The sequence below is a fragment of the Streptomyces filipinensis genome (assembly GCF_014649495.1).
Lineage (GTDB): Bacteria > Actinomycetota > Actinomycetes > Streptomycetales > Streptomycetaceae > Streptomyces > Streptomyces filipinensis.
Window position 1 is genome coordinate 1049457 of record NZ_BMTD01000001.1, and the last position, 14540, is coordinate 1063996.

15 protein-coding genes and 1 riboswitch are annotated in these 14540 nt (G+C 72.2%); of the genes, 8 read left to right on the forward strand and 7 right to left on the reverse strand.

Annotated features, from left to right (window positions below):
• Positions 1 to 22: 22 nt before the first annotated feature.
• Positions 23 to 1903: an anthranilate synthase family protein gene (locus IE244_RS04740; RefSeq protein ID WP_191871306.1), complete on the reverse strand. Its 1881-nt coding sequence runs from the start codon at positions 1901 to 1903 to the stop codon at positions 23 to 25.
• A 282-nt stretch (positions 1904 to 2185) separates the two neighbouring features.
• On the opposite strand from IE244_RS04740, the gene IE244_RS04745 reads away from it, so the two are divergent.
• Positions 2186 to 3538 carry a class II 3-deoxy-7-phosphoheptulonate synthase gene (locus IE244_RS04745; protein ID WP_191871307.1) on the forward strand — a complete coding sequence of 451 codons (1353 nt, stop codon included), beginning with the start codon at positions 2186 to 2188 and terminating at the stop codon, positions 3536 to 3538.
• 140 nt (positions 3539 to 3678) lie between these two features.
• A complete protein-coding gene (locus tag IE244_RS04750) occupies positions 3679 to 3927 on the forward strand; it encodes a (2Fe-2S)-binding protein (protein WP_191871308.1) in 249 nt (82 codons plus the stop codon).
• Between the two features lie 2 nt (positions 3928 to 3929).
• Here IE244_RS04750 and bfr read toward each other — a convergent pair whose 3' ends face one another.
• Positions 3930 to 4409, reverse strand: a complete 480-nt coding sequence (gene bfr, locus IE244_RS04755) for a bacterioferritin (RefSeq protein ID WP_191871309.1) — start codon at positions 4407 to 4409, stop codon at positions 3930 to 3932.
• Positions 4410 to 4585: 176 nt separating this feature from the next.
• Here bfr and IE244_RS04760 point away from each other — a divergent pair, with 176 nt between their 5' ends.
• The gene (locus IE244_RS04760; protein WP_031166563.1) at positions 4586 to 5218 is read left to right on the forward strand and encodes a sulfite oxidase-like oxidoreductase; all 633 of its coding nucleotides are present in this window, start codon (positions 4586 to 4588) and stop codon (positions 5216 to 5218) included.
• A gap of 21 nt (positions 5219 to 5239) precedes the next feature.
• Here the strand turns inward: IE244_RS04760 and IE244_RS04765 are convergent, their stop codons facing one another.
• The 5 genes from IE244_RS04765 to thiO form a co-directional block, all read right to left on the reverse strand.
• Entirely contained in the window at positions 5240 to 6121 is an 882-nt protein-coding gene (locus IE244_RS04765) for a deoxyribonuclease IV (protein WP_191871310.1), read from the reverse strand.
• 92 nt (positions 6122 to 6213) lie between these two features.
• Positions 6214 to 8121 carry a Stk1 family PASTA domain-containing Ser/Thr kinase gene (gene pknB / locus IE244_RS04770; protein WP_191871311.1) on the reverse strand — a complete coding sequence of 636 codons (1908 nt, stop codon included), beginning with the start codon at positions 8119 to 8121 and terminating at the stop codon, positions 6214 to 6216.
• A 105-nt stretch (positions 8122 to 8226) separates the two neighbouring features.
• Positions 8227 to 9021: a thiazole synthase gene (locus tag IE244_RS04775; protein WP_191871312.1), complete on the reverse strand. Its 795-nt coding sequence runs from the start codon at positions 9019 to 9021 to the stop codon at positions 8227 to 8229.
• A gap of 3 nt (positions 9022 to 9024) precedes the next feature.
• Positions 9025 to 9225 (reverse strand): sulfur carrier protein ThiS, encoded by a 201-nt coding sequence (gene thiS, locus IE244_RS04780; protein WP_037685687.1) that lies wholly within the window; start codon positions 9223 to 9225, stop codon positions 9025 to 9027.
• A 2-nt stretch (positions 9226 to 9227) separates the two neighbouring features.
• A complete protein-coding gene (thiO, locus tag IE244_RS04785; RefSeq protein WP_191871313.1) occupies positions 9228 to 10409 on the reverse strand; it encodes a glycine oxidase ThiO in 1182 nt (393 codons plus the stop codon).
• Positions 10407 to 10518, reverse strand: a riboswitch (TPP riboswitch). (Overlaps the previous gene by 3 nt.)
• A gap of 53 nt (positions 10519 to 10571) precedes the next feature.
• Between thiO and IE244_RS04790 the strand changes: the two genes are divergently transcribed.
• From IE244_RS04790 to metF, 5 genes are all read left to right on the forward strand, one after another.
• Positions 10572 to 10922: an avidin-fold protein gene (locus tag IE244_RS04790; protein WP_191871314.1), complete on the forward strand. Its 351-nt coding sequence runs from the start codon at positions 10572 to 10574 to the stop codon at positions 10920 to 10922.
• A gap of 32 nt (positions 10923 to 10954) precedes the next feature.
• Complete coding sequence (locus IE244_RS04795) at positions 10955 to 12187, forward strand: NAD(P)/FAD-dependent oxidoreductase (protein WP_191871315.1); 1233 nt, start codon at positions 10955 to 10957, stop codon at positions 12185 to 12187.
• 165 nt (positions 12188 to 12352) lie between these two features.
• The gene (locus IE244_RS04800; RefSeq protein ID WP_061919720.1) at positions 12353 to 12718 is read left to right on the forward strand and encodes an Rv2175c family DNA-binding protein; all 366 of its coding nucleotides are present in this window, start codon (positions 12353 to 12355) and stop codon (positions 12716 to 12718) included.
• Positions 12719 to 12811: 93 nt separating this feature from the next.
• Positions 12812 to 13459, forward strand: a complete 648-nt coding sequence (gene thiE / locus IE244_RS04805; protein ID WP_191871316.1) for a thiamine phosphate synthase — start codon at positions 12812 to 12814, stop codon at positions 13457 to 13459.
• 111 nt (positions 13460 to 13570) lie between these two features.
• Positions 13571 to 14494, forward strand: coding sequence for a methylenetetrahydrofolate reductase [NAD(P)H] (metF, locus tag IE244_RS04810; protein ID WP_191871317.1), 924 nt, complete (start codon positions 13571 to 13573; stop codon positions 14492 to 14494).
• Positions 14495 to 14540: the final 46 nt, after the last annotated feature.

Below are 14540 nucleotides of genomic sequence, written 5' to 3' on the forward strand. Positions count from 1 at the left end.
CCGAGGACGACGACGTCCCGGGCTACACGGCGGGCCGCGGCTCGCAGAACGTGCTCGTCCCGCGCAGCCGACCGGCCAGCTCCCGCACGATCGCCGCCCCGTTCAGGCTGAGCACCGACTCCGGGTGGAACTGGACACCCGCGAATCCCGTACCCCGCAGGGCGTGCACCTCGCCGCCCGCGGTCCGGCTCACCTCGATGCCGTGCGCGGCCAGCTCCCGGGCCGCCTCGTCGTCGCAGCGGGCGACGAAGCTGTTGTAGAAGCCGACGGTCTCGGCCCGGCCGAACAGGTCGATCGTGGTCTGCGCCCCCTGGTACGGCACCTCCTTGCGGACGATGTCCAGCCCCAGCTCGGCCGCGATCAGCTCATGGCCCAGGCAGACCCCCAGCACCCCGTGCCGGTGCCCCCGGATCACGGTGGCGGTCAGCTCGCGCAGCAACCGCATCTTCGGATCGGTCCGGTCGGACGGGTCGCCCGGTCCGGGGCCGAGCACCACCGGGCCCGCGTGCGCGAGCACGGCCGCCCGCAGCCCCGGCTCGTCGTACCGCCGTACGCTCACCTCCAGGCCGGTCGAGCGCAGCACGTGCGCCAGCATCGCGGTGAAGGTGTCCTCGCCGTCGACGACGAGGGCATGGCCGGTGAGCTCCTGGGCCGGCTCCTGCATCCGCAGCCAGAAGGGCGCGAGCGCGGCCCGCCGTCCGTCCAGCGCCGCCCGCACCCGCGGGTCGTCGGCCAGCCGGGGCCGCTCCCGCTCCGCGCGCGGCCGGGAAGGCCGTACCCCGAGGGCCGCCAGCACCCCCGCCGCCTTCGCGTGCGTCTCCGCGACCTCGCCCGCCGGGTCCGAGCCGCGCACCAGCGTGGCGCCCACCGGCACGCGCAGACGTCCCTCGGCGGAGATGTCGGCGGTGCGGATCAGGATGGGGGAGTCCAGGGTCTGCGCGCCTCCACCGTCCCGGCCGAGCAGGGCCAGCGCGCCCGCGTAGTAGCCGCGTCCGCCGGCTTCGTGCCGTTCGATGACCCGGCAGGCGTTCTGCACCGGCGACCCGGTCACCGTCGCCGCGAACATGGTCTCCCTCAGCACCTCCCGCGCGTCCAGGGAGGACCTGCCGCGCAGCTCGTACTCGGTGTGCGCGAGGTGGGCCATCTCCTTCAGCCGCGGCCCGACGACGACCCCGCCCATGTCACCGACGGTGCACATCATCTTCAGTTCCTCGTCGACGACCATCGACAGCTCCTCGGTCTCCTTGCCGTCGGCGAGGAAGTCCAGCAGGTGCTCCGGGGTCGGCCCCGCGGCGGGATAGCGGTACGTCCCGCTGATCGGGTTCATGACGACCGTGCCGCCGGACATCCGGACGTGCACCTCGGGGCTGGCCCCCACCAGCGTGCGGTCCCCGGTGTGCACGACGAAGGTCCAGTACGCGCCGCGCTCACCCTCCAGCAGCCGGCGGAACAGCGCGAGCGCGTCGGCCCGGCCGAACCCCGGGATCTCGCCCTCGTACGTGCGCCGGATCACGAAGTTCGCACCCTCGCCCCGGCCGATCTCCTGCTCCAGCACCCGGGCGACGATCTCGCCGTACGCCTCGTCGCCGACGTCGAAGCCACCGCCCGCCACGCGCACCTCGTGCGCCGGGAGCTGGGACAGGGCGACGTCGAGCGGGATCTCGCAGGACTCCTCGGGGGTCAGCACCAGCAGCGGCGTACCGTCGTCGCGGACGTCGAAGCCGCGCTCGCGGATCTGCCGGAACGGGACCAGCGCGAGTCCCTCGTCGGGCAGGTCGGCGAGCCGGTCGCGGCTGGTCACCGGGCCGATCAGCAGCTCCACCGGGTGCTCGTCACGGCCCGGGACGCGGCGCCGGAGCAGGGCGAAGGGGCGGCGGTCGGACAGCAGGTCCTGGAGGTTCACGGGTGCTCCTTCTCGATCTTCTGACGGAGAGGAACGACCCCGGACACACCGAAGGCCGCCCCTCGGGCGGCCTTCGCGAAGTCTTGGTACGCGCGATCAGTGGGCCGCCGGAGAAGCGGTCCACCACCAGTTCTGGGTGTGGTTCTGGGTCGAAAGCGCGAACATGGCAGGCACCCTACCGCACGTGACCCGGGAAGGGCTGCTGTCCACGGGACAACCTTCGCGTCTCACCCTTCGAGCCAGAAGAGGGGGCACGCGACACGACCCCGTAATGTTTACGGGGTGACCGTGAACGCTAAGACCAGCGCGAGCGCTGGCAACACCTGGCGAGACCTGCCCGCGGCGCAGCAGCCCGAGTACCCCGACCCCGAGGCTCTGCGCGCAGTGATCGCGGACCTCGAGTCGTATCCGCCGCTCGTCTTCGCGGGCGAGTGCGACCAGCTGCGCGCCCGGATGGCGGCCGTCGCCAAGGGAGAGGCGTTCCTCCTCCAGGGCGGCGACTGCGCCGAGGCCTTCGACGCGGTGTCCGCCGACCACATCCGCAACAAGCTCAAGACGCTGCTCCAGATGGGCGCCGTCCTGACCTACGCGGCCTCCGTGCCCGTGGTGAAGGTCGGCCGTATCGCCGGGCAGTACTCCAAGCCCCGCTCCAAGCCGACCGAGACCCGCGACGGCGTGACGCTGCCGACCTACCGCGGCGACTCCGTGAACGGCTTCGACTTCACCGAGGCCGCCCGCGTCCCGGACCCCGAGCGGCTGAAGCGCATGTACCACGCCTCCGCCTCCACGCTCAACCTGGTGCGCGCCTTCACCACCGGCGGTTACGCGGACCTGCGCCAGGTGCACGCCTGGAACCAGGACTTCGTGAAGACGTCGCCCTCGGGCCAGCGCTACGAGCAGCTCGCGCGGGAGATCGACAACGCGCTGAACTTCATGCAGGCCTGCGGTGCCGAGCCGGAGGAGTTCAAGACCGTCGAGTTCTTCTCCTCGCACGAGGCGCTGCTGCTGGACTACGAGTCCGCCCTGACCCGGGTCGACTCCCGCACCGGCAAGCTGTACGACGTCTCCGGGCACATGGTGTGGATCGGTGAGCGCACCCGGCAGCTGGACGGCGCGCACATCGAGTTCGCGTCGCGGATCCGCAACCCGATCGGCATCAAGCTCGGCCCGACGACGACGGCCGAGGACGCGCTGCAGTACATCGAGCGCCTCGACCCCGACCGCGAGCCGGGCCGGCTGACCTTCATCGTCCGGATGGGCGCCGACAAGGTCCGGGACCGGCTGCCCGAGCTGGTGGAGAAGGTCACGGCGTCCGGCGCGACGGTGGCCTGGGTGACCGACCCGATGCACGGCAACACCTTCGAGGCGGCCTCCGGGCACAAGACCCGCCGCTTCGACGACGTGCTCGACGAGGTCAAGGGCTTCTTCGAGGTCCACAAGGCGCTGGGCACCCACCCGGGCGGCATCCATGTGGAGCTGACCGGCGACGACGTCACCGAGTGCGTGGGCGGCGGCGACGAGATCTTCGTCGACGACCTGCACCAGCGCTACGAGACGGCCTGCGACCCGCGGCTGAACCGCAGCCAGTCGCTGGACCTGGCGTTCCTCGTCGCGGAGATGTACCGGGACCAGTGAGCATCAGAAGGGGCGCGGATCACACAGGATCCGCGCCCCTCCTCCTTTTGCGGATCCGGGGGGATGGATAAGGTTAGGTTTGCCTCACCGGAAAGCGGGATGGCAGTAGACACAGTGATCCCGTCGGGAGGTGAGTCCGCGTGTACGTCTGCAGCTGCTTCGGCATCACCGAGGCCCAGGTCAAGAAGCACGCGGAGGACGGTGCCTGCACCCCCCGCCAGATAGCCTCCGCCTGCAAGGCGGGCACGGACTGCGGCTCGTGCGTCCGCCGGATCCAGGCCCTTCTCGGCCGGGGCGCCTGCCCGCGCCGTGAGCTGGCCGACCAGGGCCGGCCGATGCTGGCGGAGTTCCCCGCGGGCGGCCCCGCCGACCTTCCCGAAGCGGCCTAGGCTCAGCTCTCCGGCTGCTCGATCACCTGGGCGATGTAGAGCGCCTCGCCGAGCTTCTCCAGCAGTTCCAGCTGGGTGTCGAGGTAGTCGATGTGGTGCTCCTCGTCAGCGAGGATGTCCTCGAAGATGTTCGCCGACGTGATGTCCCCCTTCTCGCGCATCACCTTGATGCCCCGCCGGAGCCGGTCGATCGCCTCGACCTCGATCTGCCGGTCGGCCTCGAACATCTCCCGCACCGTCTGTCCGACCCGGACGTGGAAGAGCCGCTGGTAGTTGGGCAGCCCCTCCAGGAACAGGATCCGGTCGGTGAGCACCTCCGCGTGCTTCATCTCGTCGAACGACTCGTGCCGCGTGTACTTGGCGAGCTTCGTCCAGCCGAAGTTCTCCTGCATCTTCGCGTGCAGGAAGTACTGGTTGATCGCGGTCAGCTCGCCGGTGAGCTGCTCGTTGAGGAACTCGATGACCTCGGGGTCGCCCTGCATCGCAGCGGCTCCTTCCACACGGGGTAACGGGGGAGGTGTGCGGCGGCATGATTGCACCGGCAGGGAAGATCGTCCAGTAAGTGTGCACTTAGTAAGTACGTCCTGGGTTGATGCTGATTGTCCGTTTCATCGAGGGGTGGTCAAGGGCACTGCCCCAGGTCTGTCAGGATGGATACATGGGTCATCCGGTGGAGCGCGAGTCTGGAGCAGCGGCAGGGTCCGAGCTTCCGCCGGGTCAGCGGCTCCAGCGTGGCTGGCCGGTCACGCACTACGGGCCCGTCCCGAAGTTCCGGCCCGAGCGCTGGGAGTTCCGGGTCTTCGGCGCCACCGCCGACGGCGACAAGCACACCTGGAACCACGAGGAGTTCACGGCCCTGCCGTACACCACCGTGGTGGCCGATCTGCACTGCGTGACGAAGTTCAGCATGACCGGCGCGGAGTGGGGCGGCATCCCGGCCCGCGCCATCCTGGACCTGGCCCCGCCGGCGCCCGACGTCACCCATGTGATGGTGTGGGCGGAGTACGGCTTCAGCTCCAACCTCCGCCTGTCGGACTTCACCGGCGACCGCACCATCTTCGCCACCCACAAGGACGGCGAGCTGCTCACCGCCGAGCACGGCTTCCCGGTCCGGCTGATCGTGCCCCACCTGTACGCCTGGAAGGGCCCCAAGTGGGTCCGTGGCGTGGAGTACATGACCGCCGACCGCCGCGGCTTCTGGGAGGAACGCGGCTACCACAACATCGGCGACCCCTGGAAGGAACAGCGCTACTCCTACCAGGAGGGGCCGGGCGACGGCCCGGAGCTGTGAGTCCCGCGACCCCGGACGGGCTCAGCCGTCCCTGAGCTTCTTCAGCAGCTCCACGTCCGCCGCGTGCCCCTGCTTGCCGCCCGGTGTCTCGATGACCAGCGGTACACCCTCGGTCGCCGGGTGCGTCATCAGCGCCCGGAACGGGTCCTCGCCGATGTGACCGGCGCCGATGTTCTCGTGGCGGTCCTTGTGCGCGCCGGCCACGTCCTTGGAGTCGTTCGCGTGGATCAGCTTCAGCCGCCCCGCGCCGACGGTGTCCACCAGCAGGTCCAGCGTCCGGTGCATCCCGCCCGTCCCGGCCAGGTCGTGCCCGGCGGCGAAGATGTGGCAGGTGTCCAGGCACACGCCCAGCTTCGGATGGGCGTCCAGCGCCTCGAAGTACGGCCCGAAGTCCCAGGTGCGGGAACACAGCGACGCGCCCTGCCCGGCCGTCGACTCCAGCAGCAGGAACGGATCGTCGTCGTGGGTCAGCTCGTCCAGCAGCGGCAGCATGTGCTCGCGCACCTGCTTCAGCGCCACGTCCCGGCCCCGCCCGCCGGTCGCGCTTCCGGTGTGCACGACCACGCCCAGCGCGCCGATCGCCCGGCCGCGGCGCAGCGAGTGCCGGAGCGACTCCACCGACCGCTCCACGGTCGCCTCGGTGTGCGAGCCGAAGTTGATCAGATAGGGGGCGTGCACATACGCCGGCACCGACTGCTCGGCGCACGCCTCCCGGAACGCCTCGTCCTGCCGGGGGTTCCCGGCGGGCGTGGCCCAGCCGCGCGGATTGGCCACGAAGACCTGCACGGTCTCCGCCGCCAGCTCACGGGCGTACGTCATCCCCACGGAGTGCAGGCCGCCGGCCACCGGTACGTGACCGCCGACGGGATTGCGCGGCAGGGGGCGAGAAACAGATGAGGTCATGACCTGTCCAGCATGCCAGTACGGGTGGGGAAGGCCCCGCTCAGGGTACGACCGGACCGGCGCACCCGGCGCGAGGCCGCTCGTGCGCCCGGTCAGCGGATGGTGATCGTGACGGTCGACCCCTTGGGTGCCCTGTCGCCGCCCTTCACGGACTGCTCCTTCACGGTGTCACCGAACAGCCCGAGCAGCCCGCGGTCGTCCTCCACCTTGAAGCCGGCACCCTCCAGCGCCTTGTGGGCGTCGTCCACGCTGTCGCCGACCACGTCGGGCACCTCGACCATCTCCGGGCCCTTGGACAGCGTCAGTGTCACCGTGTCACCCTCGGCGGCCTGGCTGCCGTCGCCCGGGCTCTGCCGCGCGACCTTGCCCTTGTCGACGTCGGAGTTGACCTGCTCCGGGGCGATCACGACCTTCAGCCCGGCGTCCGTCAGCTCCCGCTTGGCGTCGTCGGGGTCGTCACCGGTGACGTCCGGCACATCGATCGGGCTGCCCTTGCTGACCGTCAGCGCGATCGCCGAACCCGCGTGCCGCCTGGTGCCCGCCTTCGGCGTCGTGGCGATCACGGAGCCCTTGTCGACGTCCTCGCTGAACGCCCGGGTGACCATGCCCGGCTCCAGCCCGTCCGCCTTCAGCCGTGTCCGCGCCTCGGCCAGCGTGCGGCCCGCGACATCCGGCACGTTCACCGTGTCCGGGCCCAGCGAGACGGTCAGTGTCACCGCGTCGTGGTCGCGGATCCGGGCGCCGGGCGCCGGGTCGGTGCCTATGACCGTGCCGCGCTTGACGGTGTCGTTGTACGCGCGCTTGACCTGCCCGACCTTCAGCCCGGCCGCGTCGAGCCGGTCCCGCGCCTGCGCCTCGGTCTTCGCCAGCAGCGGCGGGACCTTCGTGAACTGGCCGGAGTTGATGTACCAGATCCCGGCGCCCACGCCGAACACCGCCAGCACGGCGGCGACCACGGCCAGCACCAGGCGCCTGGGCCGGCGCGGCGGCACCGGCGGTGCCTGCAGCCGGCTGGTGTGCTGGACGGGGGGCTCGTCCCCGTTGACGGGCAGCGGCCGGGGCACGGTCAGCGAGCGCGGGATCACGCTCGTACGGTCCTCGGCGTTGTCGTGCTCCGCGGCGCGCGCCTGCGGCGGCACCGTGTCCAGCTGTTCGTCGCTCAGCGCCCGGCGGGCCTCGCGCACCTGGGCGAGCAGCGCCACGGCGTCGTGCGGCCGGATGTCCGGGGTGCGCGCGGCCGCCGACGCGACCAGCTCGTCCAGCGGGTACGGCAGGCCCGGGACCAGCGCCGAGGGCGGCGGCACGTCCTCGTGGATGTGCTGGTAGAGGATCTGTGCGGGGGAGTCGCCGGAGTGGGGCTTGGCACCGGTCAGCATCTCGTAGAGCACGACACCGCAGGCGTAGACGTCGACCCGCGGGTCGGCGGTGCCCTGCTCGATCTGCTCGGGCGCGAGGTACGACACGGTCCCGAGGACGGCGCCGGTCGTGCTGGTCACCGTGTCCACGGACCGCACCAGCCCGAAGTCGGCGACCTTGACCCGGCCGTCGTCCCCTATCAGCACGTTCTCGGGCTTCATGTCCCGGTGCACGAACCCGGCCCGGTGCGCGGCGCCCAGCGCGGCCAGCACCGGCTCCAGGATGTCCAGCGCGGCCCGCGGCCGCAGCGCGCCCCGCTCCCGCAGCACGTCGCGCAGGGTGCACCCGGCGATGTACTCCATCGCCAGGTACACGTACGACCCGTCGGTCCCCTGGTCGAAGACCTGCACCACGTTCGGGTGCGCCAGCCTTGCGACGGACTTCGCCTCCCGGATGAACCGCTCGACGAACGATCCGTCGGACGCGAGCGTCGGGTGCATCACCTTCAGCGCGAGAACGCGGTCGAGACGGGTGTCCAGGGCCCGGTAGACCGTGGCCATCCCGCCGACCGCGATCCGTGCGTCGACGCGGTAGCGGCCGTCGAGCACCTGCCCGACGAGGGGGTCCTGAAGGGTCGTATCCACGAGAGGGGAGTCTACGAGGAGCGACCGGTACTTCCCCGGCCGAGACCGCTTTCCCGCAGGCACTGAAGCCGACCTGTGACGCTTCCCGCACCCTGCGGCACCGGCTCAGAACGCGGGACGCTCGGGATCCAGCACGGCCAGTCCCTCCGCAGGGGACGACGCCTCGGCGAAGTGCCTGCGCGGGATCCGCCCGGCCAGCCGGGCCAGCCGGCCGCCCTCCACCGCGTGCCGCATCGCGGCGGCCATGAGCTCCGGCTCCTGCGCCCGCGTCACCGCGGACGCCAGCATCACCCCGGCGCACCCCAGCTCCATGGCCAGCGCCGCGTCCGACGCCGTACCGGCCCCCGCGTCCAGAATCACCGGCACGCGCGCGTGCTCGACGATCAGCTGGAAGTTGTGAGGGTTGCGGATCCCGAGTCCGGACCCGATCGGGGACCCCAGCGGCATCACCGCCGCGCACCCGGCGTCCTCCAGCTTCCGGGCCAGCACCGGATCGTCGTTGGTGTACGGCAGCACCGTGAACCCGTCGTCGACCAGCGTCTCCGCCGCCTCCAGCAGCTCCACCGGATCCGGCAGCAGCGTCCGCTCGTCGGCGATGACCTCCAGCTTGACCAGGTCCGTGCCCAGCGCCTCCCGCGCCAGCCGCGCGGTCAGCACGGCCTCGCCCGCGGTGAAACAGCCCGCCGTGTTCGGCAGCACCCGGATGCCGAGCCTCTGCAGCACCGACAGCACCGAGCCGTGCACGGACGGGTCCACCCGCCGCATGGCCACCGTCGTCAGCTCCGTACCGGAGGCGACCAGCGCCCGCTCCAGCACGTCGAGGCTGGGCGCACCCCCCGTACCCATGATCAGCCGCGAGGAGAAGGTCGTCCCCCCGAGGACGAAGGAGTCGTCTGCCATGACTCAGCCTCCCTGGACCGCGGTGAGGACTTCCACCCGGTCGCCCTCGGCCAGCGCCGTGGCGGCCCACTGCGCGCGCGGGACGACGGTCTCGTTGACCGCGGCGGCCACCCCGGCCGGCGCCGCGACCAGCGACCGTACGACGATGTCGAGAGCGGTGCCCGGGACGATCTCCCGGCGCTCTCCGTTGACGGAGATCGAGATGCTCATGCGGGCTGCTCCACGAGGAGGGCGGCACCGAAGCGCCGCGGTGTGAACGGGCGGGCCTCTTCCGGAAGTTCGCCGTCGGCGAGCAGCCGCGCCAGCACATCGCCGGTGACCGGCGTGAGCAGCACCCCGTTGCGGTAGTGCCCGGTGGCCAGCACCAGCCCGTCGAGCCCGGACGGGCCGAGCAGCGGCGCGTTGTCGGGGGACCCGGGGCGCAGTCCGGCCCGGGTCTCGGTGAGCGGCAGTTCGGTGATGCCCGGCACCAGCTCATGGGCGTCGCGCAGCAGCTCGTACACGCCGCCCGCGGTGACCGTGGTGTCCCAGCCCAGCTCCTCGCTGGTGGCGCCGACGACCAGTTCGCCGTTCTCGCGGGGCACGAGATAGACGTGGCTGCCGCGGACGACGGCCCGCACGGTCCGGCTGAGGAACGGCGCGTACCGGCGCGGCACCGTCAGCCGCAGCACCTGTCCCTTGACCGGACGCACCGGCGGCAGCAGCGCCCGAGGCACGCCCGCGAGCCGCCCGCTCATGCTGCCGGCCGCGAGGACGACCTGGCCGGCGCGCAGTTCGGTGCCGTCCGCGGTGGTGACCCCGGCGGCCCGGTCCCGCACCACGTCCAGCCGCTCGGCCCACGCCCGGTGGAACACCACGCCGGACCGCTCGCACGCGGCCACCAGGGCCGCCGCCAGCCGGCGCGGGTCGATCTGGTGGTCGCCGTCGACCCGCAGCCCCCCGCGCACCCCCGGCGCCAGCATCGGCTCCAGGCGCCGGCACTCCCGCCCGGACAGCCACTCCGACTCCAGGCCCGAGCGCCGCTGCAGGGCGTGCAGCTCACGCAGATGGGCGCGGTCGTCGGCGTCGAGCGCGACCGCGAGGGTGCCGCAGCGGCGGTAGCCGAGGTCGTGGCCGGTCAGCTCGGTCAGCTCGGCCACGAAGTCCGGGTAGCGGCGCGCCGATTCCAGGTTCAGGGCGAGCAGCCGCTCCTCGCCGTAGTGCAGTTCGGTGACCGCGGCCAGCATCCCGGCCGCCACCCGCGCGGCCCCGCCGCCGGGCTCGGGGTCCACCACGGCCGCGGCGAGCCCGCGCTGCGCCGCGCGCCAGGCCGTGACCAGGCCGATGAGTCCGCCCCCGATGACCAGGACGTCAAACGTGTCGGATGTGTCGGACGTACGTGACGACATGGGCGTCCAGCCCCTCCCTTCGCCGGCATGACCCGGATCAGGTTCGTACGGTCGGAGGCCGCCAGCCTCCCTCTCAGCCCGGTGCGTCCGGGCTCCCGCGAGTGCTTGTACGGTGGCCACCCTAGCCCGCCGCGCTCGTCACCCGTAAGGGAGCCCCTGCCCATGCCCCGGTCGCTCGACGGACTGACCCTCGCCCCCGTGGCGGACCAAGCCCCAGGTCAGGTGGGCACCCACACCCGGTTCGCGTACCACGAGAAGGACGGCGAGATCTGGGCCGAGTACGCGGGCGGCGATGTCGTACGCGGCCACCTGGTCGGCACCCGGGAGGGGGACCGGCTGGACTTCCGCTACGTCCAGCTGCGGACCGACGGGACGACCGCCTCCGGGCACTGTGTGTCCACGGTCGTCGACCTGCCGGACGGGCGCGTGCGGCTGGAGGAGACGTGGGAGTGGGAGTCCCGGGCGGGCTCCGGCACGAGTGTTGTGGAACAGGTCACGGAGCATGCCCGCTGACTGACGTTCCGTCACGTGTCTATGGTGATCGAGTGAGCGAGCAGACAGCACAAGAGGGCACGTCACAGGGGCGGCGCGTGGTCGTCGTGGGCGCCGGCGTGGCCGGGGTGCAGACCGCGGTCGCCCTGCGGGAACAGGGCTTCAGGGGCACCGTCACCCTCATCGGCGCCGAACCCCACCAGCCGTACGACCGGCCGCCGCTGTCGAAGGCCGTGCTGCTCGGCAAGGCCGAGGACTCCGCCTTCGACGTGGACTTCGAGTCGCTCGGCGTCGAGCTGCGGCTCGGCTGCGAGGTGCTGGGCGTGCGCCCCGCCGCGCACGAACTGGACACCGAGGCGGGCCCGGTCCCGTACGACGTCCTGGTCCTCGCCACCGGCGCCGAACCGATCACCCTGCCCGGCACCGAGGGCGTGCCCGGCGTGCACCTGCTGCGCACCCTGGACGACGCCGAACGGCTGCGGCCGGTGCTCGCCCGGCAGCACGAGATCGTGGTCGTCGGCGCCGGCTGGATCGGCGCCGAGTTCGCCACCGCCGCCCGCGAGGCCGGCTGCGCGGTGACCGTCGTGGAGGCCGCCGACCGGCCGCTCGCCGGCGCCCTGCCCGCCGAGACCACCGCCCCCATGGCCGCCTGGTACTCCGAAGCGGGGGCGGGACTGCGCACCCACGCGCGCGTGGAGCGCGTCGAGCCCGGCGCGGTCGTCCTCACGGACGGCACCCGGCTGCCGGCGGGCGCCGTCGTCGTCGGCATCGGCGCCCGCCCCGCCACCGCCTGGCTGGCCGGCTCCGGCATCGAGCTCGGCCCGCACGGGGACGTCCTCGCCGACGACCGTCTGCGCACCTCCGCGGAGGACGTGTACGCCGTCGGCGACTGTGCCTCCTTCCCCTCCGCCCGCTACGGCGAACGGCTGCTCGTCCACCACTGGGACAACGCCCTGCAGGGCCCCCGCACGGTCGCGGCGAACATCCTCGGCGAGACCCCGGCGGTCTACGACCCGGTGCCGTACTTCTGGTCCGAGCAGTTCGGCCGCTTCGTCCAGTACGCCGGCCACCACTCCGGCGCCGACCGCATGGTGTGGCGCGGCGACCCGCAGGGCCCGGCCTGGTCGGTGTGCTGGCTCCGCGAGGACCGCCTGGTGGCCCTGCTGGCGGTGGGCCGACCGCGTGATCTGGCCCAGGGCCGCCGCCTGATCGAGGCGGGCCGCACCATGGACGCGCAGGCCCTGGCGGATCCGGCAAGGCCCCTGAAGGGCGCCACGTCCGACTGACCGGCGCCTTGGGCGGCAGCCCGCCCCGAGGGGCGCGGGGCCGTCCCGGTGCGTGGATCCGCCCCGTGGGCGCGCGCCACCACGACGGACCCGCGGCCGACCGGCGACACAACCCGGCGCCGACGACATCGCGACCGCACCGGCGGAGCGCCTACGCTAGAGGCCGTGACCGAGATTGACGCAAAGATCGATGCTCTCGTGCCCGCCTGGCTCACCCTCCCCGACATCGCCGAACAGTTCGGCGTCGAGGTGACGCGTGTGCGGCAGCTGGTCAAGGAGGGCCAGCTCATCGCCGTACGCCGGGGTGAGAACCGCGCGCTGCACGTCCCCGCCGCCTTCATCGACGGGGACAAGGTCGTCAAGGGCCTGTCCGGCACCCTGACGCTCCTGCGGGACGACGGCTTCACGGTCGAAGAGATGATCGAGTGGCTCTTCACCCCCGACCCGACCCTGCCGGGCACTCCCGCGCAGGCCCTGAGCGAGAATCGCGGCACGGAGGTGAAGCGCCGGGCCCAGGCGCTCGCCGTCTGAGCCGACCCGCACCACGCGCGGTGGCGTACGGGCCGCACCGCCCCGTACGCCACCCGCGCCTGCCGCCCGCCCACCCACCAGGGGGACCCCCGTATGTCCGACACCGCCCGCGCCGCGCTCACCGGCGCCCGTCTGTACCTCTGCACGGACGCGCGCACACGCCAGGGCGACCTGCCCGAGTTCCTGGACGCGGTGCTGGCCGGCGGTGTCGACATCGTGCAGCTGCGCGACAAGGGCATGGAGGCCGCCGAGGAGCTCGCGCACCTGGAGGTCTTCGCCGACGCCTGCGCCCGGCACGGCAAGCTCCTCGCGGTGAACGACCGCGCGGACGTCGCGCACGCCGCCCGCGCCGGCGTGCTGCACCTCGGCCAGGACGACCTGCCGGTGCCCGCGGCCCGCGCCATCCTCGGCGAGGGGGTGCTGATCGGCCGCTCCACGCACGCCGAGTCCGAGGCCGCCGCGGCCGCCGTGCAGGACGGCGTGGACTACTTCTGCACCGGCCCCTGCTGGCCCACCCCCACCAAGCCCGGCCGCCACGCTCCCGGCCTCGACCTGGTCCGGTACGCCGCCGGCCTGGGCACCGAGCGCCCCTGGTTCGCGATCGGCGGCATCGACCTCTCGAACCTCGACGAGGTGCTGGACGCGGGCGCCCGCCGGGTGGTCGTCGTCCGCGCGATCACCGAGGCCGACGACCCGGGAGCCGCCGCCGCGGAGTTCGCGAAGCGGCTGCGGCAGGCCTAGAGACGCCCTTGTGTCCACGTTTCTGTCCAAGGGGTGGACAGGAGAGCGACAATTCGGGCAAATTTCCGGCATTCGGTTGGGGGACCGTCCACCCCTGGCTAACCTGCCCGTATGGCCCTCGGAACCGCATCCACCAGGACTGATCGCGCACGCACCGTGCGCGAGATCCTCGCCACCGGCAAGACGACGTACTCGTTCGAGTTCTCGGCACCGAAGACCCCCAAGGGCGAGCGGAACCTGTGGAGCGCGCTCCGGCGGGTCGAGGCGGTCGCGCCCGACTTCGTCTCCGTGACCTACGGCGCCGGGGGCTCCACCCGCGCCGGCACGGTCAAGGAGACCCAGCAGATCGTCGCGGACACCACGCTCACCCCGGTCGCCCACCTCACCGCGGTCGACCACTCCATCGCCGAGCTGCGCAACATCATCGGCCAGTACGCGGACGCCGGGATCCGCAACATGCTCGCCGTCCGCGGCGACCCGCCCGGCGACCCCATGGGCGAGTGGGTCCCGCACCCGCGGGGCCTGACCTACGCGGCCGAGCTCGTCCGGCTCATCAAGGAGTCGGGCGACTTCTGCGTGGGCGTCGCGGCGTTCCCCGAGATGCACCCCCGTTCCACGGAGTGGGACGCCGACGTCGCCCACTTCGTGGACAAGTGCCGTGCGGGCGCGGACTACGCCATCACACAGATGTTCTTCCAGCCGGAGTCGTATCTCAGGCTGCGCGACCGTGTGGCGGCGGCGGGCTGTGACACCCCGGTGATCCCGGAAGTCCTGCCGGTCACCAGCGTGAAGATGCTGGAACGGTTGCCCAGACTCAGCAACGCGTACTTTCCGGACGCCCTGAAAGAGCGGATCCTCACAGCGGGGGACGATCCGGCGGCGGTACGCTCCATCGGTATCGACTTCGCCACGGAGTTCTGCGCTCGGCTGCTCGCCGAGGGAGTGCCCGGACTGCACTTCATCACGCTCAACAACTCCACGGCGACCCTGGAAATCTACGAGAACCTGGGCCTGCACCACCCCCCGCAGGCCTAGACCGGCCGCACCGCCGTACGACACACTGCGTAGCGGTCACTGGGAG